Origin of the sequence: Opitutus terrae PB90-1, assembly GCF_000019965.1 — a bacterium.
Taxonomy (GTDB): Bacteria; Verrucomicrobiota; Verrucomicrobiia; order Opitutales; family Opitutaceae; genus Opitutus; species Opitutus terrae.
Genome location: NC_010571.1, coordinates 4,381,458 through 4,407,157, shown reverse-complemented (window position 1 = coordinate 4,407,157; position 25,700 = coordinate 4,381,458). Strand labels below are relative to the sequence as shown.

At 64.8% G+C, this 25,700-nt stretch carries 16 protein-coding genes; 11 read left to right on the top strand and 5 right to left on the bottom strand.

Annotated features, from left to right (window positions below; translation table 11 throughout):
- Positions 1-91: 91 nt before the first annotated feature.
- The gene (glmS, locus tag OTER_RS17040; RefSeq protein WP_012376173.1) at positions 92-1,945 is read right to left on the bottom strand and encodes a glutamine--fructose-6-phosphate transaminase (isomerizing); all 1,854 of its coding nucleotides are present in this window, start codon (positions 1,943-1,945) and stop codon (positions 92-94) included.
- A gap of 84 nt (positions 1,946-2,029) precedes the next feature.
- Between glmS and OTER_RS17035 the strand changes: the two genes are divergently transcribed.
- Positions 2,030-3,319 carry a glucose-1-phosphate adenylyltransferase gene (locus OTER_RS17035; RefSeq protein ID WP_012376172.1) on the top strand — a complete coding sequence of 430 codons (1,290 nt, stop codon included), beginning with the start codon at positions 2,030-2,032 and terminating at the stop codon, positions 3,317-3,319.
- 218 nt (positions 3,320-3,537) lie between these two features.
- Here the strand turns inward: OTER_RS17035 and lgt are convergent, their stop codons facing one another.
- Positions 3,538-4,347, bottom strand: coding sequence for a prolipoprotein diacylglyceryl transferase (lgt, locus tag OTER_RS17030; RefSeq protein WP_012376171.1), 810 nt, complete (start codon positions 4,345-4,347; stop codon positions 3,538-3,540).
- A gap of 363 nt (positions 4,348-4,710) precedes the next feature.
- Between lgt and gcvT the strand changes: the two genes are divergently transcribed.
- From gcvT to OTER_RS17010, 4 genes are all read left to right on the top strand, one after another.
- Complete coding sequence (gcvT, locus tag OTER_RS17025; RefSeq protein WP_012376170.1) at positions 4,711-5,820, top strand: glycine cleavage system aminomethyltransferase GcvT; 1,110 nt, start codon at positions 4,711-4,713, stop codon at positions 5,818-5,820.
- Positions 5,817-6,200, top strand: a complete 384-nt coding sequence (gcvH, locus tag OTER_RS17020) for a glycine cleavage system protein GcvH (protein WP_012376169.1) — start codon at positions 5,817-5,819, stop codon at positions 6,198-6,200. The genes gcvT and gcvH overlap by 4 nt, the downstream gene beginning before the upstream one ends.
- 482 nt (positions 6,201-6,682) lie before the next feature.
- Positions 6,683-7,789 carry an efflux RND transporter periplasmic adaptor subunit gene (locus tag OTER_RS17015; protein ID WP_158305464.1) on the top strand — a complete coding sequence of 369 codons (1,107 nt, stop codon included), beginning with the start codon at positions 6,683-6,685 and terminating at the stop codon, positions 7,787-7,789.
- The gene (locus OTER_RS17010; protein ID WP_012376167.1) at positions 7,786-10,932 is read left to right on the top strand and encodes an efflux RND transporter permease subunit; all 3,147 of its coding nucleotides are present in this window, start codon (positions 7,786-7,788) and stop codon (positions 10,930-10,932) included. The genes OTER_RS17015 and OTER_RS17010 overlap by 4 nt, the downstream gene beginning before the upstream one ends.
- Before the next feature lie 285 nt (positions 10,933-11,217).
- On the opposite strand, the gene typA is transcribed toward OTER_RS17010, so the two are convergent.
- A complete protein-coding gene (gene typA, locus OTER_RS17005; RefSeq protein ID WP_012376166.1) occupies positions 11,218-13,041 on the bottom strand; it encodes a translational GTPase TypA in 1,824 nt (607 codons plus the stop codon).
- 1,596 nt (positions 13,042-14,637) lie between these two features.
- On the opposite strand from typA, the gene hrpB reads away from it, so the two are divergent.
- Positions 14,638-17,235 carry an ATP-dependent helicase HrpB gene (gene hrpB / locus OTER_RS17000; protein WP_012376165.1) on the top strand — a complete coding sequence of 866 codons (2,598 nt, stop codon included), beginning with the start codon at positions 14,638-14,640 and terminating at the stop codon, positions 17,233-17,235.
- Positions 17,236-17,290: 55 nt separating this feature from the next.
- Here the strand turns inward: hrpB and OTER_RS16995 are convergent, their stop codons facing one another.
- Positions 17,291-18,109, bottom strand: a complete 819-nt coding sequence (locus tag OTER_RS16995) for a 3-keto-disaccharide hydrolase (protein ID WP_012376164.1) — start codon at positions 18,107-18,109, stop codon at positions 17,291-17,293.
- Positions 18,110-18,404: 295 nt separating this feature from the next.
- Between OTER_RS16995 and OTER_RS16990 the strand changes: the two genes are divergently transcribed.
- From OTER_RS16990 to OTER_RS16970, 5 genes are all read left to right on the top strand, one after another.
- Positions 18,405-19,088 carry a LuxR C-terminal-related transcriptional regulator gene (locus tag OTER_RS16990; RefSeq protein ID WP_052300414.1) on the top strand — a complete coding sequence of 228 codons (684 nt, stop codon included), beginning with the start codon at positions 18,405-18,407 and terminating at the stop codon, positions 19,086-19,088.
- On the top strand, positions 19,085-19,819 hold the full coding sequence (locus tag OTER_RS16985) for a sensor histidine kinase (protein ID WP_012376162.1): 735 nt from the start codon (positions 19,085-19,087) through the stop codon (positions 19,817-19,819). The genes OTER_RS16990 and OTER_RS16985 overlap by 4 nt, the downstream gene beginning before the upstream one ends.
- Before the next feature lie 128 nt (positions 19,820-19,947).
- Positions 19,948-21,141: a porin gene (locus tag OTER_RS16980; RefSeq protein WP_012376161.1), complete on the top strand. Its 1,194-nt coding sequence runs from the start codon at positions 19,948-19,950 to the stop codon at positions 21,139-21,141.
- Between the two features lie 53 nt (positions 21,142-21,194).
- A complete protein-coding gene (locus OTER_RS24335) occupies positions 21,195-21,986 on the top strand; it encodes a substrate-binding domain-containing protein (RefSeq protein ID WP_012376160.1) in 792 nt (263 codons plus the stop codon).
- Positions 21,987-22,127: 141 nt separating this feature from the next.
- Positions 22,128-23,711, top strand: a complete 1,584-nt coding sequence (locus OTER_RS16970; RefSeq protein ID WP_012376159.1) for a methyl-accepting chemotaxis protein — start codon at positions 22,128-22,130, stop codon at positions 23,709-23,711.
- A gap of 69 nt (positions 23,712-23,780) precedes the next feature.
- On the opposite strand, the gene OTER_RS16965 is transcribed toward OTER_RS16970, so the two are convergent.
- Positions 23,781-25,658 (bottom strand): glycoside hydrolase family 2 protein, encoded by a 1,878-nt coding sequence (locus OTER_RS16965; protein WP_012376158.1) that lies wholly within the window; start codon positions 25,656-25,658, stop codon positions 23,781-23,783.
- Positions 25,659-25,700: the final 42 nt, after the last annotated feature.

The following is a 25,700-nucleotide window of genomic DNA, read 5'->3' as shown; positions in this document are numbered from 1 at the left end:
CGACGTAAAAATCCCCTGCCACCGGCACAGTTCGACGTGTTGTTGTTCGCCGAGCGGAGGGAGGGGAGCTAGGTTTTTGGGTCGCAGAAACCTATTCCACCGTCACCGACTTCGCGAGGTTGCGCGGCTTGTCCACGTCGCAGCCGCGCTCCACGGCGATGTAGTAGCTCAGGAGCTGGATCGGAATCGCCGCGACGATCGGCAGCACCGCTTCGTGGCAGGCCGGAATCTCGATCACGTCGTTGGCGAGCCCCGCCGGCAGCTGCATGCCTTCGGTGGTGATCGCGATCACCGCGCCCTTGCGCGCCTTGATCTCCTGCATCGAGGAGACGATCTTGTTGAAAATCTCGCCGGCGGGCGCGAAGAACACGCTGGGACACCGCTCGCTGATCAGCGCGATCGGGCCGTGTTTCATCTCCGCGGCCGGATAACCTTCCGCGTGAATGTAGGAGATTTCCTTGAGTTTGAGCGCGCCCTCGAGCGCCAGCGGGAAGAGCGACAGCCGGCCGAGGAACAGCATGTCGGTCGACTGGGCGTAGCGCTTCGCGATCTCGCGGATGTTCGGCGCCTGGTCGAGCACGCGGCGCACAAGATCGGGCGCGGCCTTGAGTGCGTTCGCAAACTGCACGCCGTCGGTGAAACTCATGTCGCGCATCCGCGCGAGATACAGCGCCATCATCGCGCCGATGAGCAGTTGCGAGGTGAAGGCCTTCGTTGAGGCCACGCCGATCTCCGGGCCGACGTGCTGGTAGATGCCGCCGTCCGCCTCCCGGGCGATGCTGGAGCCAACCACATTGCTGATCGCGAGCACGCGATGGCCCTTGCGCTTGGCTTCGCGCAGCGCCGCCAGCGTGTCGATCGTTTCGCCGGACTGGCTCATCACGAAGAACAGCGTGTTCGAGCCCAGCGGCGTGTTGCGGTAACGGAACTCCGACGCGTAATCGACCTCGACCGGCAGCCGCGCGAACCGCTCGATCAGGTGCTCGGTCACCAGACAGGCGTGCCACGCCGTGCCGCAGGCGCAGAACATCAGCCGATCGATGTGGCGGAATTCGCTCGCGGTCACGTTCAGGCCGCCGAATTGCGCCGTGCTGCCATCGGCGGCGAAGCGGCCGCGCATCGCGTTTTCGAGTGCCGCGGGCTGCTCGAAAATCTCCTTCTCCATGAAATGCGCGTAGTCGCCCTTGCTCGCGTCGGTGATCGACCAGGTGATCTTGTCCACCACCGGCGACACGTCGGACTGGTCGCGCGTGGTGATCGAGAACGACGCCGGCGTGAGGTGCACGAGTTCGCCGTCCTTCAGGTAAACGACGTTCTGCGTGCGGCTGATCAAGGCGGACGCGTCGGACGCGAGGATATATTCGCCGTCGCCCACGCCGAGAATCAGCGGCGAGGCTTCACGCGCGGCGACGATCTCGCCGGGGAAATCAACGCACAGGGCCGCGATGCCGTAGGTGCCTTCGACGTGCCGGAGCGTCTTGCGCACGCTTTCGAGGAACCGGCTGTGGCCGTTCTGTTCCATCGGCTCTTTGGCGTAGTGGTAGGCGATCAGATTGCACAGCACCTCGGTGTCCGTCTCGGAGTGGAACGTGTACCCTTTGGTGCTGAGAAACGCGCGCATCTGCGCGTAGTTCTCGATCACGCCGTTGTGGATGAGCGCGAACTTGCCATCGCTGCTGACATGCGGATGCGCGTTCGCATCGGTGACACCGCCGTGCGTGGCCCAGCGCGTGTGACCGATGCCGGTGGTGCCGGTGAGTTGGTGGCGCGCGGCTTCCTTGACGAGCGTTTCGACGCGGCCGGCTTTTTTCACCACCTCCAGTTGACGGCCCTGCAGCACGCAGACGCCGGCGGAATCATACCCCCGATACTCCAGCCGCTTCAGGCCCTCGAGGATAATCGCAGATGCTTTCTGCCGACCGACATAGCCAACGATTCCGCACATATTTTCTGATTTTTGTTTGGCGAAATTAAGCGACCCGCCCAATCGTGGAGCAAGGTTTAACCCAACCCCAAACAGCTTTTCACCATGATCAACCAAAAGCGCGTGCTGTCTGTCATCATGGGCGGCGGCCGCGGGACCCGACTTCATCCGCTGACCCAGGAGCGCTCGAAACCGGCCGTGCCGCTGGCGGGCAAGTACCGTCTGGTGGACATCCCGATCAGCAACTGCATCAACTCGGAGCTGAACCGGATTTTCATCCTGACGCAGTTCAACACCGCGTCCCTGCACCGTCATATCCAGTCCACGTATCACTTCGATCCGTTCGGCGGCGGCTTCGTCGACATCCTGTCGGCCGAGCAAACGGAAAAGAGCGTCGATTGGTATCAAGGCACCGCCGACGCGGTGCGGCGCAATCTGCTCCATTTCCGCGCCTTCCCGCATGACATCGTCATGATCCTGTCGGGCGACCAGCTGTATCGCATGGATTTTCGTGAGATCCTCCAGCAGCATATCAACAGCGGCGCCGACGTGACACTGGCGGCAGTGGCGTTCCCGGTCTCGAAAGTCGAGGGGCTCGGGCTGATGCGTGTGCACGACGACCTTTCGATCGCCGAGTTTGTCGAGAAGCCGAAGGATCGCGAGTTGATCGCGTCGCTGGCGCTGAGTCCCGCATTGGAAGCGACGCTGAAGCAGCCCTCGGAGGAGAAGCGCTGCCTGGCGTCGATGGGCATTTACGTTTTCAACCGCGGCGTGCTGGCGGAGTCGCTGGAAAACACGATGGTCGATTTCGGCAAGGAGATCATCCCGGCGCTGCTCGGAAAAAAGAAACTCTTCGCTTACATCTTCGAGGGCTATTGGGAGGACATCGGCACCGTGCACGCGTTCTTCGAAGCGAACCTGGCGCTCGCGCAGCCGCTGCCGCCGTTCAATTTCTTCGAGCCCAATGCGCCGATCTACACGCAGGACCGCTACCTCCCCGCGTCGAAGCTCAACCGCTGTTCGATCGATCACGTCGTGATCGGTGACGGCTCGATCCTCACCGATTCGACGCTGAAGCACTGCGTCATCGGCATCCGCTCGTATGTCGGCGAAGACAGCGTGCTCGAGGACGTGGTGATGATGGGCGCGGACTATTACGAGACCGAGGAGCAGCTCGCGAAGAACATCAAGCTCTCGCGGCCGAGGATCGGTGTCGGCAAGGGCTGTCGCGTGAAACATGCGATCATCGACAAGAACGCGCGGATCGGCGACGGCACCGTCCTGAGCGCCGAGGGCAAGCCCGACGGCGCGTACGCGAACGGCTCGGTGATTATCCGCGATGGCGTGCTGGTGGTGACCAAGGGCGCGATCCTGCCGCCGGGCACGATTGTTTGAGGCGGACGAAGAAGCTGAGAGTCCAGAGCTAAGAGGCTAGAGCACTCCTGCGGTCGCCGTAGCCGGTGCCGCGGATGTTCCACGACTTCCCCGATCCTGCGGGGCGCACGTTTGAACCGTAGGGCCGCCGTTTACCGGCGGCCGCGACTACCAGGGATCGCGGGTGGAGCGTTCGGCCGGCGGCGAGCGCCGGCCCTCCCGCGAAGCGCCGCTGCGGCTTACGCCTTCGCGTGCCGCCGCGACCAGAGGATCAGCAAGATTCCGCCGATCACCAGGAAGAACGAGTAGAACGTGCCGCGGCTGAGCCCGAGGATCAGCGACACGCCTTCGTCGGGTTCGCGAAACATTTCCCCGAAAGCTCGGACCAGCGCGTAGCCGAGCAGGAACTCGCCACTGAGCCGGCCGGGCGTTCGCTGCACGATGTCGCTCCGCCAAAACCGCCATTGCATGAACGCCAGCAGCAGCGCGCCTTCGAGCGCCGCCTCGTAGAGTTGCGACGGATGGCGTGGAAGGTTGCCGCCCCCAGTGTTCGCAAACACGACGGCCCACGGCACGGTCGTCGGTTTGCCCCAGAGTTCGCCATTGATGAAATTAGCGATCCGGCCGAAGAGCAGTCCCGCGGGCGCGGCCGAAACGATCAGGTCGGCGAGATGGAGAAACGGCAAGCGCCGGGAGCGCGCGAACCACCAGACCGCGACGGTCACACCGATCATCCCGCCATGACTCGCCATGCCGCCTTCCCAAACGCGAAACAGGCTGAGCGGATCGCTCCAGAGCTGATCAGGATGATACAGCACGAACGAGCCGAGCCGTCCGCCGATCATCACGCCCAGGATGATGGCGAGCATGAAGTCGGAGATCTGCGCGGCGGGCAGTTGGGAGCGGCCGGCGCGCCAGTATCGCGCGAACAGCCACGCGGCGACGAGGAACCCCAGCACGTAGGCGAGCCCGTAGTAGCGGATGCCAAAGTTTTCGCTGAACCGGATCAGGAACGGATCCCAATGGTGGGTCCAGGTGGCGAGAAGCATGGTGGGTCATTGAGTGCGCAGCCGGTTCCTTCGCAACGACGAACGCGCGTCGCGACGGCAGGATGCCTTCCGCGGCGCGGATGTGTCTCGGAGGGACCGTCGGCCTGTCATGGGAGGGTTCCGCATCGCAGCTCGCTCAGGCCGAGCGCGCTGCAACTGAACCTGAGCCCGGGCAGACCGCGCGGGCTACGTTTCCGCTGTAGGGCGAGGGTCTCCTGATCGCACCGCGACGATTTCCTGACGGCCGGTTGCAGGGCCGCCGTTCACCCGCGGCCGCGCGGCGGGGGCGGGAAACCCGCCCTACAAAAACGCCGCCACCAAAACGGCCTTGCCGCGGACGGCCGGGCCGCGCGTAGTCGTGTGATGAGCGAACTGAAACGCACCCCGCTGCGCGACTTTCATGCCGCGCATGGAGCGAGGTTGGTGGACTTTGCGGGCTGGGAGATGCCCGTCCAATACCGCAGCATCCTTGAGGAGCACAAAGCAGTGCGGCGCACCGCCGGCCTGTTCGACGTGAGTCACATGGGCGAGGTCGACGTGCACGGTCCGGACGCGGCGCGTTTTTTGAATCGGCTCGTCACGAACGACGTCGCCAAGCTTTTCCCCGGCCGCGTGCTTTACTCGCCGATGTGTTATCCCAACGGCGGCGTGGTGGACGATCTGCTCGTCTACATGCGGGAGCCGAATCGCTATTTTCTCTGCGTCAATGCCAGCAACGTGGCGAAGGACCTTGCGTGGATGCGCGAGCAGGCGAGCGGGTTCGACGTGACGATCACGGACCGTTCGGACGACTACGCGCTGCTGGCGGTGCAAGGCCCGGCGGCGGCGGCGATCGTGCAATCGTTGACCGGCGCGAAGCTCGGCGCGCTTGGCTACTACCATTTCGGCGAGGGCACCGTCGCAGGCGTGCAGTGCCTGATCAGCCGGACCGGCTACACTGGCGAGGATGGCTTCGAGCTCTACCATGCACCCGCCGACGCGGTGACGCTCGCCGAGGCGCTGCTCCGCGCGGGCGCGCCGCACGGGCTCGAACTCGCCGGGCTCGGCGCGCGTGACAGCCTGCGGCTCGAGGCGGGTTATCCGCTCTACGGCCACGAACTCACCGCAGAAATCTCGCCGCTGACCGCCGGACTCGGCTGGACGGTGAAGCTCAACAAGGGCGCCGACTTCGTCGGCCGTGAACCGCTGCTGGCCGAGAAGACCAATGGCGCTCCGCACAAGGTCGTGTTTTTCCGCACGGGCGACCGTCGGATCGCGCGCGCGGAAACGCCGGTGCTCGACGGAGCGGGGCAGCAGGTGGGGCGCGTGCTCTCTGGCACGCTCTCACCGATGCTGAACGAGGCGATCGGCTCCGCCTTGGTGACGACGGCCAGCGCCACGCCGGACGCGCCGCTGGCGGTGGATATCCGCGGCACCCGGTTGAATTTGCATCTGGTCAAACCGCCGTTCGTCGCATTGAAGAAAGCATCATGAGCAACGTTCCCGCCGATCTGCGTTACGCGAAATCCCACGAATGGCTGAAGCTCGAGGCTGACGGCACCGCGACCATTGGCATCACGGACTATGCCCAGAGTTCGTTGGGTGACATCACTTATGTCCAGTTGCCCAAGGTCGGCGCGGCGCTGAAAGCCGGTGAGACATTTGGCGTGGTCGAATCCGTGAAGGCGGCGAGCGATCTGTATGCGCCGGCGGGAGGAACAGTGGTCGCGGTCAACGCTGAGCTGGACAGCGCGCCCGACGCGGTCAATCGCGCGCCCTACGCCGAGGGTTGGATGCTGAAGCTCAAGCTGGCCAACCCCGCGGACGCGAACGCGCTGCTGAACGCGGCGGACTACGGCAAACTGCTGGGGTGAGGTGCAGCGTAGCGGCAGGCCTCCGTGCCTGCCGATCTGGATTGTCCGTGCGGCAGGCAGAGACGCCTGCCGCTACTTCGTGAACCCGCGGCTTGGAGGCAGGGGCGCGCCGCGCTGGTAACCGCGACCGCTGGGCGCGCCGCATTGGCCCGAGCAGGCCCAGCGGTTCTACCTGACGCGGCGTAACTTTGACTAGATCAGTATGACTCAATAGCCGGCCACGGTAGATGCCGCGGGCCCGATGGTTGGTTCCGGGAGGGGGGGGTGCGCGGCGGCAGCAATTTCACTCGGCGAGCGGTCCATTGAACTGTCCGACCGGCCCAGACCACGATAGCTGTAACCAAAGCCCCGCCGGGCGTCGTCGTCAGGGGTCTTGCACCGCTCCGGCTGTGAGGATCAAATCGCGTCGCATCCTTGCAACGGCGGAGCCGTCAGGCGGGACGTCGCGCCCCGTGCGCGTTTCACTTTTTCTATTTTCTCCGATGCCTTCTTCACGAACGACGTTCACCACGATGCTGGGGCTTGCACTCGCGCTCGGGCTCGGTGGCTGCAACAAAAAGACCGAGACGCGCGGTGCCGCGGTCGCGCAACGTCAGCCAGTGGAGGTGGCGCCGCTTACGCGCCAGGATCTCGCCGAGACCCTGAACCTCGTCGGATCGCTCGCCGCGAACGAATCCGCCACGATCCGACCCGAGACGACCGGGCTGGTGCGCGAGATCCATTTCGAGGAAGGCCAGCAGGTCGTGAAGGGTCAGGTGCTGGTGAAGATCGACGACTCGGAGCTGCGGGCGCAGCTGACGCAGGCGGAAGCGCGCTATCGGCTGGCTGAGCTCAATCTCCAGCGCGCGGAACGGCTGGGCGAAACCCAGTCCACCAGCGTGGCGGATGTCGATCGCGCGCGCTCGGAGTTCGCCTCCGCGAAATCCGAGCTGGACCTCATTCGTGTGCGGCTCGATCGGACGGAAATCCGTGCGCCGTTCGATGGAGTGGTGGGCGTTCGCACGCTCTCGCCGGGCGACTACGTCAACTCGCAGGCGGTGATCACGACGATCGACGACCTCAGCCGGATGAAAATCGATTTCCAGGTGCCGGAGCGCTTTGCGGGCAAGGTCCGTCCGGGCACCACGTTCGCGGTGCGTTCGCAGTCATTGCCCGCGGGCACGGAGATCAGCGGTGAAGTTTACTTCGTGGCTTCCGTGGTCGATCGGGCCACACGCTCCAGCGAGGTCAAGGGGTTCGTCAACACCCTCGCGCCCGGGCTCAAGCCCGGCATGTTCACCAATGTCGAACTCGTACTCGAGGTGCACCACGGCGTGTTGACGGTGCCGGAAGGATCGATCCTGACTACGACGCAAGGCACGCAGATTATCGCGGTGAAGGATCAGGGTGCCGACAAGACGGTGGAGTTCATTCCCGTGCGCACCGGGCTGCGCGCCAAGGGCTACGTCGAGGTCACGCCACTCAAGGGGGAACTCGTCGAATCGCAGCAGATCGTGGCCTCGGGCGTCGGCGCGCTGGTGCTGTACCCCGGCACGCTGATCGAGCCGCGACCGGTGGTGACCGCCTTCCAGACCCGGACGCAGCTATGATCCTGTCCGACGTTTCGATCCGGCGGCCGGTGGTCTGCCTCGTTGCCTCGATTCTGATCGTGCTGATCGGCCTGCTGTCGTTTCGGCGGCTGCCGGTGCGCGAATATCCGGACATCGACTCGCCGATCATCTCGGTCTCGACGACGTATCCCGGCGCGTCCGCGGAGGTGATCGAGTCGAAAATCACCGAACCGCTGGAAAAAGAAATTTCCTCGATCGATGGGATTCGCGTGGTGCGTTCGCTCTCGCTCGAACAGCGCTCGGAGATCACGGTCGAGTTCAACCTCCGGCGCGACGTGAACGAGGCGGCGAACGACGTGCGCGACCGCGTCAGCCGCGCGCGCCGGCAGCTGCCGGACGAGGTGCTCGAACCGCAGGTCACGAAGACCGAAGCCGACGCCGATCCGATCATGGGCTTTTCGTTGGCGTCCGACCGGTATTCGCGGCAGGAACTTTACGACATCGCTGATCGTTTCGTGGTGCAGCGGATCCAAACCGTACCGGGGGTGGGCGCGGTGCAGATCCGCGGGCCGCGTTATGCGATGCGGCTGTGGATCGACTCCGACCGGCTGGCGGCACACGAGCTGACGGTGGCGGACGTAGAGCGCGCGCTGCAGCAGCAGAACGTCGAGATCCCCGGGGGTCGCATCGAGTCGGTGACGCGCGAGTTCACCGTGCGCACGCAGGGCAGCTTGGTGGAGGTGGCGGAGTTCGAGAACCTGATCCTCGCGGTGCGCAACGGCTATCAGGTGAAATTTTCCGACATCGGTCGCGTGGAGCTGGGGCAGAACGATTATCGCGGCGAAAGCTACTACCGCGGGGTGCCTACGGTGGGCGTGCAGGTTTTCCGGCAATCCCAGTCGAACCTGCTCGATCTGGCGGATGGCGTGAAAGCCCAGCTCCCGCTCATCCAGGCGAGCCTGCCGAAGGGCGTGACCATCGACATCGGGTTCGACAGCTCCGTGTTCGTCGACCGTTCCGTGGCGGAGGTCTACAAGACGCTGTGGGAAGCGGCGACGCTGGTGATCCTGATGATCTTCGTGTTCCTGCGCGACTGGCGCGCGACGTTCATCCCGCTCCTGGCGATTCCTGTTTCCGTGATCGGCTCCTTCGCGATCATGAGCTGGCTGGGATTCTCGCTGAACGTGCTGACGCTGCTCGCGCTGGTGCTCGCGGTCGGCCTCGTGGTCGACGACGCGATCGTGATGCTCGAGAACATCTACCGCCGCATCGAGGGTGGAGAGCCGCCAATCCGCGCCGCGGTGCACGGCGCGCGGCAGGTGGCGTTCGCGATCATCGCCACCACGCTGACGCTCGCTGCGGTGTTCCTGCCGGTGGCGTTTCAGTCGGGCCAGACGGGGCGGTTGTTCTTCGAGTTCGGCGTGACGCTGGCGATCTCGGTGTTGGTGTCCGCCTTCGTTGCGCTGACGCTGACGCCGATGCTGAGCTCGCGGATGCTCAAGGCGCGCCTCGTGGGAGGGCACGTGAAGCACGGCTGGCTGTATGAGAAGACCGAACCCTTCTTCGAAGGAATGAACCGCCGCTACGCCGCGATGTTGAACTGGACGTTGCGGCATAAATTCTGGGTGCTGCTGGGGGCGGGCGCGGTGGCGGCGTTGGGTCCAATCTTTTATCTGCAACTCCAGCGTGAGCTGACGCCACTGGAGGATCGCAGCGCGTTTCGCGCGTATTTCATCGCGCCGGTCGGATCGACGCCCGAGTTCGGCCACTACTACGCGGGCAAGATGGAGCAGATGCTGCTCGACGTGCCGGAGGTGGAGCGGACCTTCCGCCGCAGCGGCGACAGCAACCGCGCGTTCATGTTCGTGACGCTGAAGCCGTGGGAGCAGCGCGAGCGCAAGGCGCAGCAGATCATCGCCGAGATGCGGGAAAAATTCCGGCGCGAGATCACGGGCGGACAGGCCTTCCCGCTCGCGCCGCGGCCGTTCGGCCAGCGGGGCGGCAGCGCCGGCATTCAGGTGGTATTGCAGGGCTCCGACTTCGACCAACTGCAGCAGCTCGGCGACCGGATGATCGCGGCGATGCGCGAACGCACCGATATGTTTTATCTGCCGCGCGTGGATCCGTCGCCGACCAAGCCGCAGCTCGACGTCCGGATCGATCGCGCCAAGGCCGCGGATCTGAACGTGCCGATCTCCGAGATCGCCTCGACGTTGGAGACGCTCTTCGGCGGCAAACGCGTGACGACCTTCCAGCGCGGCAGCCAGGAGTATGACGTGCTGGTGCAGGTCGCGGACGAGGATCGCACGACGCCGTCGGATCTCAGCCGCGTCTACGTGAAATCCTCCACCGGGCACCTGATCCAACTCACGAATCTGGTGCAGGCGAACGAGGCGGTGGTGCCGGAGAACTATCCGCACTTCATGCGGCTGCGCTCGGTCACGGTTTCGGCCCAGCTGGTGGGCAATGCGACGATCGGCGACGGCGTGGATTTTCTGCAGGTGCAGGCGGAGAAGCTGCTGCCGGCGGGCTACACGTATGCCTGGGACGGCGAGACGCGTGAATACGTCGAGAGCGCCAGCGACACCTGGATGCTGTTCACGCTGGCGCTGGTGTTCACGTTTCTGATTCTCGCCGCGCAGTTCGAATCGTGGATTCATCCGATCACGATTTTCACCGGCATCATCCTGGCGCTGGCCGGCGGGGTGATCGTGCTTTACTGCACGCGCTTCTGGGGCACGGCGATGACGGACAACCTTTATTCGCGCTTCGGGCTGATCATGCTGATCGGGCTGGTGGCGAAAAACGGTATCCTGATCGTGGAGTTCGCGAACCAGCTCCAACTCGAAGGGCGCAACGCTTTTGAAGCGGCGTATGAGGCGTCGATTCTGCGATTCCGGCCGATCATCATGACCGCGATCGCGACGATCCTGGGCGCGGTGCCAATCGCGTTTGCCTCCGGCGCGGGCGCGGAAACGCGGAATCCGATGGGCATCGTGGTCGTGGGCGGCTTGAGCATCGCGACCTTCCTGACGCTGTTCGTGGTGCCGATCTTCTACGTGCTCGTCGATCACTTCGCCGTGAAGGTCACCGGCCACTCGAGCGCGTATGGCTTGAAGAAGGCCGAGGAGATCCGGCACGAGACCGCGGAGGAAGTCGAAGTCGCCGCGCCGGCAAAGTGAGACAAGGTCGAGAGCCCAGGGCCGAAAGCTGAGGGTCCAGAGCGAAGGCCAGGACCTATCGTAGGGCCGGCGCTCGCCGCCGGCCGCGGCCGCCGGTGAACGGCGGCCCTACCATCAGCGAAGCGTGGGCTGCCGTTGTAGGGCGGGGTCTCCTGACTCCGCCGTGGCGGCATCAGGCGAGCCTAGCCCACGAACGGAAAGCCCGCCGGGACGGCGGGCTCCGCCACGATGGCGGACTCGACCGGTGAACACGGGCGGGACGCCCGTGCCAGCCTCACTCGTTCCTTACTCCGCTTTTGCGGCGCGCTCGGCTTTGCGGCGATCGGTCTGGCTGAGGATGCGCTTGCGCAGCCGCAGGTGGTGCGGCGTGACCTCGACGAATTCGTCCGCCGCGATGTATTCGATCGCACGTTCCAGCGACAGCTTCGTCGCCGGAGTCAGGCCCGCGGCGACGCCTTCGCCTTGCGAACGGAAGTTGGTGAGCTTCTTCTCGCGGACGGCGTTGACGGGGATGTCCTCGTTACGCGGATTCTCGCCGACGATCATGCCTTCGTATACCTGCTCGCCGGGGCCGACGAAGAGCTTGCCGCGCTCTTGGACCATCACGAGGGCGTACGATGTCGTTTCACCCGCCTCGGTCGCGAGGAGTGTGCCGGTCAATCGCGTGAGCACCTCGCCGGCGTAGGGTCCGTACTCTTTGAACAGATGGCTCATCACGCCGCGGCCACTCGTCGCGTTGACGACGTCGATCTCCATGCCGATCAATCCGCGGGTGGTAATGGTCGCCTCGATCATCGTCGAGTGCGCCATCTTCTCCATGTTCGTGAGCTGCCCCTTGCGGTTGGCGAGATTCTGCATGATCGCGCCGACGCATTCGTCGGGCACTTCGACCCAGACGGTCTCGTAGGGCTCGAGCCGCTCGCCGTTCGGGCCGCGACGCTCGATGACGGTCGGCCGCGAGACCAGAAGCTCGAAGCCCTCGCGACGCATCGTCTCGACGAGTACGGCCACCTGCATCGCGCCACGTGCCTTCACGGTGAAGACGCCAGCCCGGTCGGTGTCATCAACGTAGATGGACACGTTGGTCTTCAATTCGCGGAAGAGCCGCTCGCGCAGCTGGCGCGAGGTGACGAGCCGGCCGTCCTGGCCGACGAGCGGACCGTCGTTCACGCAGAACTGCATCTCCAGCGTAGGCGGATCGATTTGCGTGAACGGTAGCGCCTTCTGCTCCTCGTTGACGGCGATGGTGTCGCCGATGTCGATGTCCTCGAAGCCGGACAGCCCGACGATGTTGCCGGCGACGGCCATCGAAGCCTCGTTGGTGCCGAGTCCGGAGTACTCGAAAACCTTCGTCACCTTGGCGCGGGCTTTCTGGCCGGTGCTGTTGCGGACCACGAAGACCGGGTCGCCGACGGAGATCTTGCCGCCGAGAATCTTGCCGATCGCGATTCGGCCCACGTAGTCGCTCCAATCGATGTTGGAGACGAGCATGTGGAAGGGCTGGTTGGGCCGCGCGAACGGGGGCGGAATGTGATCGAGGATCGTCTGGAAGAGGGGAGCCATGTTCTCCCGCTTGTCGTCCAGCTTCTTCATCATGTAGCCGTCGCGGCCGGAACCGTAGACGACCGGCGCGTCGAACTGCTCCTCGGTGGCGTTGAGCTCCATCAGCAGCTCGAGCACCTTGTCATACATCTTGGCGGGCTCGGCGTTTTCGCGATCGATCTTGTTGATGACGATCACGACCTTGAGCCCGTGGTTCAGCGCCTTGCGGAGGACGAAACGGGTCTGGGCCTGCGGGCCGTCGTAGGCATCGACGACGAGCAGCACGCCGTCGACCATCCGGAGCGCCCGCTCCACCTCGCCGCCGAAATCGGCGTGGCCGGGCGTGTCGACGATGTTGATGATCTTGTCGTGCCAGTGAATGGAGGTGTTCTTGGCCTTGATCGTGATGCCCTTTTCGCGCTCAAGATCCATCGAGTCCATGGCGCGTTCGTCCACGTGCTGGTTGGCGCGGAAAGCTCCGCCTTCCTTCAGCAACTGGTCGACGAGGGTGGTCTTCCCATGGTCGACGTGGGCGATGATGGCGATATTACGGATGTTCTCGTTCATTGTGGCGGCCGCGTTCCGGCTTCGAAAAACCGGTGAACGTGCGGAGCGCACGGAGTGAACGCAAGGCCTAAGCGGACCATGTCACAAAACGCTTGGTGGCACCAGACAAGGGTGCAGCGCCGGGCGTGCGGAGCCGGGGGTGCGGGCGGCGGCCGCGAAAGCGGGATGGCTCGAGGTGGAGCGCCTTGGCCTCAAGGCGCTGGCTTGTAGCAGGACGCGTGAGTGCCTCGGGCGACGTAGTTTCGGCGAAAGTCGGACGCCTCCGCCACGGACCGCGGAATGCGGCCCGACGAACCCGCCAAAGACTGCCCGCGCGCCGCCTGCAGGCGCCAAAAAAAGTAAGGCCCCGGAACCTCGCGGTCCCGGGGCCAAACTTGGGGGTGGGCGTTCGCCACGCGCTCTTTCCCGTCGGCACACTGTTGGGCGCCTCGCTTTCGCGGGCCGTGTGCTCCCCGACGCCACTCTCCGCGGCATGCGGATGTCTCGGTCTCATGGCGGGACCGTCCTGACCGTTTCCGATCGGGATCTATCGAGTGAGGCCTCTTCGCCCGGTTCGGACGCTCCCTGCCGGAAGCGGCTCGCCGGACGTGGTGCGGACACGCCTGCAAATCTTACCTTCGCGTCGGCACCGTTGCCACGGGGACGGCTCCGACTTTTGGCCGGACGTTGGCCCCGCGTTACGGGTCTGACCTCTTAACTCTCAGGTTGCATTCGCTTTTGCAGTGGGGTGACGCGGTTTTTCACGCCGCCCCAATTTGAGGAGGTTGACGAGCTTTGCCAGGCCCGCTCACTCCCCGCCGCCACGCTTCCCTTGCGCGCCCTGCTCGCGCGAACGAGCGGGGCCTTTTGGCGGGGTGGGCCCGCCGGGAAACGCGACTGCGTTCTGGTCTGCGCAGTAGCAACCAAAACCCTCTGGGTAACTGCGTCGGCGCACAGGTCGAAACTTCCTGTGGGCCTGACTCGGCTCGCGCGCGGTTTCTAATCGCCGCTCGCCGCTCAGCTCCTGGTTCGTGTGAACTGACCGGACACGACTCCGGATCAGAGGAGCTGGTGATATGTGCCTTTCAATCCGCTGACGCGGTTGCAAGGGGAGGGCGGCACCAGCTGCCGCCAACCTTTCCCCGGTTGCCCGGGATTATCCCAGTCGCGCTCTCGGCGGGTTTTTCAGGCCGCCGCACTGCGACTGTTCTATCAAGGAACGGGGGCGAGCGTGCGGGTCCGCGCGGGAAACGGAAGCCATTGTTTTTCACATTCGGTTCGCAGTGAAAAGCGGTGAATAACTTGCGAGCAAAGTTGCTCACCGGTTGCTCACATGCACGGCCGGCCGCGCGCGTGCGGTTTTGACTTTCGAATTCAGAGTTTCGGGCGCGAGGTGAAGCGCGTTGCCCTCAACGCGTTTGGTAGCGGAAGCCATGAGGCTTCCGCCGAAACGCTCACGCGTTCCTGCGCCCCACAGCGCCATGAGAGCCAGGCGCTCCACCTGAGTAAGCGCATCCGCGCTGCGTCGACGGGTTGGACTGCCCTCGCGCCGTGGAGGGTGCTTCTGCGCTTGCGCGGCTTGAACTCCAAACTCGAAACTCCGACCTCCCAACTTCCATGTCGCCGCGCGAACTGCCCATCTACGAACTCGAATCCGCCGTCGTGTCGGCGGTGCGCGCGCACGGCCGATTGATCGTCCAGGCGCCGACTGGCTCGGGCAAATCGACGCAGATTCCGCAGATGCTGCTGCAGCACGGGCTGCTGGGCGAACGCGGCGAGGTCGTCGTATTGCAGCCGCGGCGACTCGCCGCGCGACTGCTCGCGAAGCGCGTCGCCGAGGAAATGGGCAGCCGGCTCGGCGACACCGTCGGTTATCAGATCAGGCTCGAGTCGCGTGTGAGTGACCGCACGCGGATCCGCTTCGTGACCGAGGGAATCCTGCTCCGGCAGATGTCGTTCGATGCGAGCCTGCGCGGCGTGAGCGCGGTGGTGTTCGACGAGTTTCACGAGCGGCATCTTTACGGCGACATTTCGCTCGCGCGTGCGTTGCAAATTCAGCAGAGCACACGGCCCGATTTGAAGATCCTCGTGATGTCGGCGACGCTCGACGCCGGCGCGCTGCAGACCTACCTCGCGCCGTGCGAAACGCTCGTGTCGCAGGGCCGCAGTTTTCCGGTGCGGATCGAGTATCTGCCGAAGACGGTGAACTTCGACCACGACGCCGTGTGGGACGTCGCCGCGCGCGAGTGTGAACGCATCGCGACCACCCAAGCGGGCGACATGCTGGTATTCATGCCGGGCGCCTATGAAATCAGTCGGACCGTGCAGGCGATTCAAGGCTCGCGGGCGCTGCGCGATTGCGTGTGTTTTCCGCTGCATGGCGAATTGCCACCCGACGCGCAGGACCGTGCGGTGGCACGCTACGATACCCGCAAGATCATCGTTTCGACCAACGTCGCGGAAACCTCGCTGACAATCGAAGGCGTGACGGCGGTGATCGACAGCGGACTCGCGCGCATGGCGCGGTTCGATCCGCACCGCGGAATCAACACGCTGCTGATCGAGAAGATTTCCGCCGCGAGCGCGGATCAGCGCGCGGGCCGCGCGGGTCGGACGGCCCCGGGCGTATGCGTCCGGCTCTGGACCGAGCGCGAGCACGCGCAACGGGCGCCGCAGGAGCTGCCGGAGGTGAAGCGACTCGATCTCGCCGAAGTCGTGCTGACACTCAAGGCGAGTGGGATCGACGACGTGGCGAATTTTCCCTGGCTGGAGAAACCGGATCCGAAGGCGCTCGAGCGGGCAGAGATGCTGCTGGCGGACCTTGGTGCCATTGGAGCCGCGACGCCCTCGTCGCGGCAGGACCGACGCGACGAGGGCGTAGCGCCCCCAGGAGAGACCTCAATCACCGACGTCGGCCGGAAGATGCTCCGCTTCCCCGTGCATCCTCGCTATGCGCGAATGCTGTTGGCAGCGCAGGAGCGCGGCTGCGTGCGGCCGGTGGCGCTGATGGCCGCGCTGACGCAGGGCCGCAGTTTCCTGCTGCGCGGCGTGTCGCGCGACGTGGACGATGCGCGGGAAGACGCTCTCGGCGAAGAGCACGAGAGCGACTTTTTCCTGCTGATGCGCGCATGGAGCTACGCCGATCGAAGCAACTACTCACTCGAGGCGTGTCGCCGGCTGGGCATTCATGCGCAGGCGGCGCGACAGGTTGGTCCCTTGTTCCAGCAGTTTCTCGAGATCGCGGAGAAGGAAGGCCTCGATGTGGGCGAGCGTCGGGTCGAAAGCAGCGATGTCAGGAAGTGTGTGCTGGCGGGCTTTTCGGATCATCTGGCGAAGCGGCTCGACGCCGGCACCCTGCGCTGCGAACTCGTGCACCAGCGGCGCGGACTGCTGGCGCGCGAAAGCGCGATTCACAAAGCGCCGCTGTTGGTCGCGGCCGAGATCAGCGAAGTTGAGGGCCGCGGCGGCGAGATCAACGTGCTGCTGTCGCTCGCGACCGCGATCGAGGAACCTTGGTTGGAGGAGATCTTTCCCGACGACTACCGGCAGACGCGCGGCGTGGTTTACGACGAACAGGCGAAACGCGTGGTGTCGCGGCGCGAGCGACGGTTTCGCGACCTGGTGTTAGAGGCGAAAGTGAGCGGCGACGAGGCGCCGCTCAATGAGGCGGCGGCGTTGTTGACGAAGGAAGTGCTCGCCGGCCGGATCAAACTCGAGGCGTGGGATGAAGCCGTCGAGCAGTGGATCACGCGCGTCAACCGAATGGCCGAGTGGTTCCCCGAACTCGAGGTGAACCCGATCACCGACGCCGACCGCGCAACGCTGATCGAACAGGTGTGCTACGGCGAGCTGAGCGCGCGCGACGTGAGGGACAAGCCTGTGATGCCGGTGTTGCGCGATTGGTTGACGCAGGAACAGCTCGCGGTCTTGGACGACTACCTGCCGGAGCGGCTGACGATGGCGAACGGCCGCCGCTCGAAGCTGCGCTATGAGAACGACGGCCCGCCGATCCTCTCTGCGCGGATCCAGGAGCTCTACGGGATCAACGGGAAATTTACGATCGGCCACGGTCGCGTGCCGGTGAAGATCGAGGTGCTCGCTCCGAACCAGCGGCCGATCCAAGTCACCGATGACCTGACGAATTTCTGGCGCGAGCAGTATCCGAAAATCAAGACCGAGCTTTCGCGACGTTACCCGCGCCACGAGTGGCGGTAGGCGGGCGCGGTGCGATCGCGTTCGACCGGGCGACGGAAATCGGACCAGGCAGCGGCTACTTTGCCGCGGGACCCGCATCGGCAGCCGACGTCCGTTTATCCGATGCGTCCGGCGACAGTCGCCGGATGCGGATGTGCCGGAACCAGACCTCGTCGCCCTCGCTCTGCAGCGCGATGTGTCCGCGCCGCTGTTTCATGAACAACGGGGCCTGGGCGAACTTCGTCTGCTGGATGAGCGCGCGAAGTTCAGGGCTGTCCCACTCATAGGCGACCACGCGGATGCCATTGAGCCAGTGCTCAACGTGACCGGAGCGACTCACGATTCGGATGTGATTGTAGTCACCGGTCGGCTTGAACGCGCCGCGATCGCTGGGGCCGATCAGGTCGTAGAGACCGCCGGCGGAGGTTTTCGGCTGCAAACCGTCGGGATGGTGTGGATCGTCGTTGATCTGCATTTCCGGCCCGGACCAATACGTCTCCGTCGCAGCTTCGGTCACGCCGTACATGATTCCGCTGTTGGCGCCGAAGCTGACCTTCCACTCCAACTCCAGCTCGAAGTCCTGGTATTCGCCGCGGGTGATCAGGTCGACTCGCTGCCCCTTGACGCTGCGCAGCACTCCCGCTTCGCAGGTCCACTTGCCCTCCGGAAACGCGTCGTGCCGAAACGCGCGAAACCCAGCACGGATGGCTTCGCAGGTCTCGAATGCGTCGAGGTCGTTGGTCGGTTGCGCACCGGTGCTAGTCAGGCCGGTGCCGGCCAGAATGGCGAGCAGCGCGATCCGCCGCGATCGACCGCGCGCAGCCCGCGCTCGAGCCGTTGCGGTCAACGCCGAATGCCACGTCCTGGGTGAACGCTCCGCTGTGGCCTTGAGCATGTGCCGGCCGCTCCGAGGCGACGCGTCGACCGCGTTCAGCTGGCGATTCGCGGGGTGCACGTCAGTCACGTCACCCCGGACGCATGCAAAGTCAAAACGTGGCTCCGGCGAAGGTCAGGAGTCGGTGGAGACGAATAGATCGCCTGGGCGTCAGGCCTGTGGCACGGTGCTAATACTGACGATCAAGGGCGCGAATGGTAGGTGTTTCCTCCCAGATCCCGATCAACTCCGACCGGCGCAGGTCGAATGCTATTGCCATCCTATGTGTGTCACACCCCCCGGATACGTCTCGGTGATGATGGTGGAAGACCACACGGCGATCCGCCAGATGCTGGCGGCATTCGTGGCGGCGATGCCGGGGTTTCACGTGGTGGCGGAAGCCGAATCTGTGGAACAGGCGCTGGCCATGGCGGAGCTGCACCGGCCGAGCGTAGTGGTGCTGGACTGGATGCTGAGCGGCCGCAGCGGCCTCGGGTTCGTGCGGGATATCCGGATCGATCCGCCGCCGCGCGTCCTGGTCTTCTCCGCGATTACGTCGGCGCTGGCGGTGCGCGAAGCGCTGGCCGCCGGCGCAAAGGGCTATCTCGAGAAGACCGCCCCGTTCGATGAGTTCAAGATGGCGCTGCGCAGCGTCGCCGCCGGGCGGGAGTATCTCGGCGCCAGCGCGAAGCGTTTGCTGCAGCAGGAAGCGCATGCCGCGATGCGGCTTGGCGCGGGACCGGCTCTGACCAATCGGGAGCGTGAGGTCCTGCGCTATGTCGCCGAGGGGCTCGGGTCCAAGGAGATTGCCGACCGGCTGGCGCTGTCGACGCGCACGGTCGAGAACCATCGGGCCAACATTCTCAAGCGAACCGGGCTGCGGTCGGTCGCCCAATTGGTGTTGTACGCCGCGCGCCTCGGGTTGATCGATGCGCCGCTGGCGTATCTGCCGGAGCCGTCGGAGTGCGACGCTCCCTTGTCGTCGCAGCCTGCTGCATGACGCCGGAACCGGGCGATGCACCGGCGGCACGGATGCGGCGGATGGAGGCGGCCAACGCCTGGCTGGCCGGATATGCCAGCTTCCTGACGCACGACCTGCGAAATCCGCTCACGGCTGCCAACGGATTTCTATCGTTGCTGGACGAAAATACACTGGGCGCCGGCTCCGCAGAGGCGGAGTACCTCGCGCACGCGAAGGCAGCGCTGCGCGATCTGCAGGCGCAGCTGGAAGGACTGGCCGGGCTGGCCAGCGAACTGAGTGAGTTGGAAGAACGCTACGCGAGTTACGCCGCGGATACAGCGGAAGCGGTCCACCGGGTCTGGGCGCACGTGCAGGCGCACACGCGCACACGTGCTACGCTGAGGCTGGGGGTGCTCCCGCCGGTGGGCGTGAGTCGGCTCGCGCTGGAACGGATGCTTTACTGGCTCATCGATAACGCGGTCCGAACGGCAGGGCCGGCCGGCGATCCGCAGATTGCGGTGACGGCGAAGACGCAGGGCGAAAGGGTGGCGCTGGAGGTGAGCGCCCACGGCGGGGATACCATGGCGCACGCTTGGGGCGCCGCGGGGGCGTTCGATTCCGGAGGAGGGCCGCCGCAGCCGCGGGATGAGGGGCTTCGCTGTCTGGTGAGGTTGGTGCAGTGCCAGGGCGGCCGGGTACGGGCGCAACGCCACGTGGCCGGCGGCGCGAGCGTGGTGGTCGAACTGCCGGCCGTGGCAAAGCGCAGCTGACTGGCGGCATCGGCCCCGTAGAATTACTCAGACAATCTGGGGTGGAGTGCCGCCGCCGGGCGCCGAACGAGTGGGAGACTGCAGCAGCTCCGCGGAGTCGCTGAGCCTCAAGACCACGCAACCCACTCATGCACTCTTCTGCGAACTCTCCCGCGTTTCGCGTGCGCCCGGCAGCACGGGCAGCGCTGCTGGCCACGGCCGTTATCACCCTGGGCCTTGCCGCTCCCGCGCTCGCGGGCGCGACTCCCGATGAGCTGGAAACGCGGCTTCGTGCGCTCGAGTCCAAGGTCGCGACGCTTACCGAGGAGAATGCGACACTGAAACAGCGACTCGGCGCCAGTGCACCCGCGAAATCCGGGCCGGCCGCGGTCGTGCCGATGGGCAAGGAGGCGAAGCTCGCGATCGGTGGTTTTCTGCATTTGCAGGGTGAGTGGGGCGATGCCCCAGACGCTCGATTTCCCGTCGGCGACCGGTTCCTGGTGCGTCGCGCGCGCCTCGGAGTCAAGGGCAGCTTCGTCGAGGGATTTGACTTCGCCCTGACGTCCGATTTCGGCAGCAACTCCCTCGGCACCGTCAGCGGCTATCGCGCCCAGATTACCGACGCTTATGTGGCGTGGAGCCGTTTTCCGGCAGCGACCGTGACGGTCGGCCAGTTCAAGACGCCCTTCGGCTACGAGCAGCTGATGTCCGGCACGAAGCACATCGTGATCGAACGAGCGCTGGTGAACGACCAGCTCACGTTGCGGCGCCAGATCGGCGCGATGCTGAGCGGTTCCGTCGGCGGTCCGCGCCTGACCTATGCAGCGGGGCTGTTCAACGGCAACGGCTCCAACAACAGTGCCAACGACAATGACCAGTTCACCTACGTTGGGCGCGTCGCCGGAACCTGGATCCAGACCGACGCGGGCCGCGTGTCCACCGGCATCAATGCATTCACCGGGCGGGACTCCGGCAGCTTCAGCGGCCACCGTCGGGGCTTGGGCGTCGATCTGCAGGCCTCGTATCGGCGACTCGAACTTCAGGCGGAGTATCTCAATACCTGCTTCGATCGCGCGATCGGCCGGGACTACACCGCGGAGGGATGGTCGCTGCTCGGGAGTTGTGTGATCATTCCCAAGCTGCTGCAGGGAGTGCTGCGCTATGAGGTGTACGACGTCGATCGTGATCTGGCCGGCGACACGACCGAGCTTTGGACGGTGGGCTTCAACTATCTGATCAAAGGCGATGATCTGAAGCTGTCCTTCAACTACCTGCTTGGCGATTTGCCGGGACCCCGCGCCGAGGAAGGCCGACTCATCTCGCGCCTACAGGTCGTCTTCTGAAGCGCTCGGCGCTGCCTGAATTTTGCCCATGAACTAACGCCCGCAGCCTCATCATGAAACATCCACTCAGTTCCAACCTTCGCTCTTCCCCCGTGACCAATCGGGGACTCGCCTGCCTGCTGCTTTCCGTTGCGCTCCTGACCGGTATTACCGTCGGCCGGGCCGTTGAACCCCTGCGCATGAGCGGGGCAGCCGCCCTCTGCGCGGCTTTGAATAAAGGACAGAGTACGCTCGATCAGTCCGCCGGAGGACCGGTGCAGCTGATCAGCAAGAATGCGGGCAAGGGATTGCAGGATGTCAGCTCGGGCGCATGCGACATAGGCATGGTGACGGGATCGATCGAACGCGCAGCCGCCGGCGCTAATGCGGAAAAGCCGGGCAGCGTTGATCTCGCCAAGTTGGTCCCGGTTGAGATCGGCCGCGATCCGATTCTCTTCGTGGTGCATCCGTCCAATTCCGTGAGTTCGCTGACGATCGCGCAGATCAAGGAGATTCTCACCGGTGCGATTCAGAACTGGAAAGAAGTGGGCGGCCACGACGCACCCATCACCGTATTCTCGCTTGGGCCGCGAAATGGCCCACGCATCGGTGTGGACGAGCAGGTGCTGCTGGGGGCTGCGGTGACGAAAACCGCCATCCAGCGCGAGACGCCGCGCGATATCTGTCCGATCGTCGCGCAAAAACCGGATGGTTTCGGATTCGTCGGAAAGTCGAATTTTGGGCCCGGCGTGAAAGTGCTGCAGACCGACAAGCCGGTTGGCATGGCGTTCTTTCTCGTCACCAAAGGCAGTCCGAGCGCACTCCAAGCCAAGGTCATCGAGGCGGCGCGGTCCGTCGTAAACTAGCCCGCACGGCCCAATCTTCGCACGAGAATCACCTGTGAGACAGTAGTTGCGGATCGCTCTGCGCAATCGAGCCTGGCGCGAGACGCGTCGCAGCTCAGCGAGCCACCAGGCAGCCCCTCGTCATTGATAGAAAAGCACCGCATGAAAACCATTCGTTCTCGAGTCATCGCGCTGGTTGGACTGGCCATTGCAGGGTTGATCATCATGTCGCTGGCGAACTTTGCTTCAGCGCGACGCCTGAGTCGTGCCGCGTCGCGCTTGAGCGAGGTGAGTCTGGCCAGTATTGAGTCGCTGGAGCGGGCTAACCGCATGCTGGCCCGGCAAGGTGCGCTGGTGAGTCAGGCTCCAGCCCAGATCCATTCCGATCAGGTGGTGAAGGACCAGGCGGAGTTCACGCGCCTCGGCGAGGCACTTCGGGGCGAACTCGAGAAACTTGCGGGATTGCTGGAGGACCAGGAGATGCAGAGCGGACGAAAAACGCTGACCGCGACGTTGCCGGACTTTCTGGAGCAATCGATGCAGGTTTTCACGCTGGCGGCGAATTTCCAGCAGCAGGACGGCGTGGACGCGCTGCAGGGCAAGGTGCTGCCGCTGTACAACCGGTTGGGCGAGGGCAGCGCGTCCTTGATGAGCCGCGCCCTGAGCCTCACCCAGTTGGAACCAGGCCGGCTGATGGCCATGGCCGAATCCTCCTCCCGCTGGGGGCTCGGCATCGCTGCCGGCCTCGTAGTGCTGATCGTCGCGGCGAGCGGTTGGTTGATTCAAAAGGGTATCAACGGTCCCCTGATTGCCATGGTGGACCGGCTGTCGCTGACCGCCCAGCACACTGCCAGTGCGGCGGCACAGGTCTCCACCTCGAGCCAGTCCCTCGCTGCGGGTGCGAGCGAACAGGCCGCATCCTTGGAAGAGACCAGTTCCTCGTTGGAGGAGATGGCGGGCATGACGCAGCGGAATGCGGAGAACGCGACCCAGGCGAACGCCATTGGCCGGGAAGCCCGGCAAGCCGCCGATGCCGGCGCCGGCGAAATGCAGGCGATGAACGCGGCGATGAGCGACATCAAGAAGTCTAGCGATGACATCGCGAAAATCATCAAGACCATCGACGAGATTGCCTTTCAGACGAACATCCTGGCACTAAATGCGGCGGTGGAAGCCGCGCGGGCCGGCGAAGCTGGGATGGGGTTTGCCGTCGTCGCCGACGAGGTGAGGAGCCTCGCGCAACGCAGCGCCCATGCGTCGAAGGAAAGCGCCGCGAAGATCGAAGCCGCCATCAGCAAGACCACGCAGGGGGTCGAGATCAGCACCAAGGTCGCCGGTCGGCTGACCGAGATTGTGGACAAGGTCCGCCGCGTCGACACGTTGATGGGTGATGTGGCCACCGCCAGTCGCGAACAGAGCCAGGGCGTGCAGCAGATCAATTCGGCGGTGACACAGATGGACAAGGTGGTGCAGAACAATGCGGCCAGCGCTGAGGAAAGTGCGAGTGCGTCGGAAGCACTCAACGCACAAGCCGCGGACCTCCGGGCGGCGGTGGCTGATCTCCAGAATCTGGTTGGGATCCAGGTGCAGCGGGCACAGTCGTCGACGCGGACACGGACCAAGTCGGGACACGTGGTAGATCTTCCCGCGGCTCGGGCCAACAGGGCGGCGTCTTCTCCGCCCGTGCGCGCCGCCGCGCTGGCAGGAGCCAATGGGCGAAGCGATCTGCATTTCAGCGATGTTTAGCCCGGCGTCGGCGCGCCGCACGGACGATGAGACTGAAGCGCCGTCCGGGTGCTGGAGTCGACGGATTGTCTACGGCGACACGGCTGTGAAGCGGCGTGATTCGTAATACTCCCGGAGGATATTGAACGCCTGCTTGCGCGTGCCGTTCTCGCCGATCAGGCCTTTGCGGTTCCAGCCATCCTGCACGTTTGCCAGCGGCCGCCGCGGCGAGCGGAAATCGCACAGGATCCACGGCGTGGCGCCGCGCCACTGCGGAATTTTCTGCAGCATGGCGAGCGTCTGGGCGTAGAGATCGGCCTGATATTCCTCGCTGAAGCGGGTAAGTTTGTCGCCATGCAGGCCTTGCAATGCGTCCGCGCCAAATTCGCTGATCACCACCGGCTTTTCATAGGCGAGGGTCCATCGGACCTTGGGCAGCTTGTCAGGGAGCCCGTCGTACCAGCCGATGTATTGGTTGAAGCTGAGCAGGTCCGTGTACTGACCGAAGGGATCGTCGACGATCTTGTGATTCGAATCAGCGGGATCGGTATGCACCTCCATCGCGGCGGAAACGAGCCGCGTCGGATCGAGCGAGCGCGCGGTATCGACGAGCGTTTTGAGGAAACGCGTGCGCGGCTCGCTGACGGGCGTCTCGTTGGCCACGGACCAGATGATCACGCTCGCGCGATTGCGATCGCGGATGATCAACTCGGTCAGCTGCGCCTGGGCATTCGTGAGCGTGTCGGGGTTTTCCCACTGGATCGTCCAATAAACCGGCACTTCCTCCCAGAGCATCAGGCCGAGTTCGTCGGCGACGCGGGCCATGTATTCGTTGTGTGGGTAGTGGGCGAGCCGGACGAAATTGCAGCCGAGCTCCCGGGCCCAGCCCAGCAGCAACCGGGCGTCGGCTTCGGTGGTGGCCCGCCCGCCGCGCAGCGGATTTTCCTCGTGCAGGCAAATGCCGCGCAGGAAAACGGATTCGCCATTCAACAGGATGTCGGCGCCCCGCACCGCGATCGTGCGGAAGCCGATCTTTTCGCTGATGCGGTCTCCCGGCGTGCTGAGCTCGACGGTGTGGCGGCGCGGGCTTGCTGGTGACCACAAGGCGAGGTTCGGCGCGGGCAACTCGAAGCGCGCGACACCGTCCGCGTCGGTTTGACCGGAGGCGCTGAGGCCCAGATCGGGCAGCGAGACCCTCACGGCAACAGGCGCCGGTGCGGCAGGGGCAACCGCAGCCGAGGCAGCCGGCCCGGCGCGGTCGAGCCGGACGATTGCCTGAATGGTGTTCGATGAGCCGGGCTTCAACTGGACTTGGTAGTCGCGGATGAACACGGCCGGCGTTTCGACGAGCAGCACGTCGCGCGTGAGTCCACCATAGTTCCACCAATCCGTGTTTACGGTGGGCACGGCTTCCACGCGACGCGTGTCGTCGACCCGCACCACGAGCGAATTGCCGGCGGGCTGGACCTGGCCGGTGACCTCGAAGGCGAACGGCGTGAACCCGCCGATGTGCGTACCGAGTTTTTTGCCGTTCAGGTAGACGTCGGCGCGGTAGTTGACGGCGCCAAAATAGAGGAAGAGCCGATGGTCGGCGGCCGAAGGCGTGTAGTCGAACTTTCGGCGGTACCAGACGCTGCCCTCGTAGTAGAGGAGCCGCTCCGCCTGCGAATTCCAGTCGCCGGGCACGGTGAGCGTCGGCGCGGTATCGAAGTCGTATTCGATCAGCTCGCTCTTGTTCGCCGGCTTGCGGTCGAGAAAGTAGCCGCCGGTCGCCGGTTCGGTGGCATCGTAGGGCTGGTGACGGTAGTCGTAGTATCCGTTTTCGTAGGGATCGATGATCATCGCCCACTTGCCGTTCAGATTGAGCCCGGGCCGGGCGAGCACGTTGAGCGGAGCGGTGTCGGCGTGGAGAGCGGTCATGAGACAGAGCCAGGCGATAATGACGGCGAGCGTGCGCGGGAGGTGCATGGTTGAAAACGTGGCTGAGGGGTGGCGGCGGGACCGCGCGCC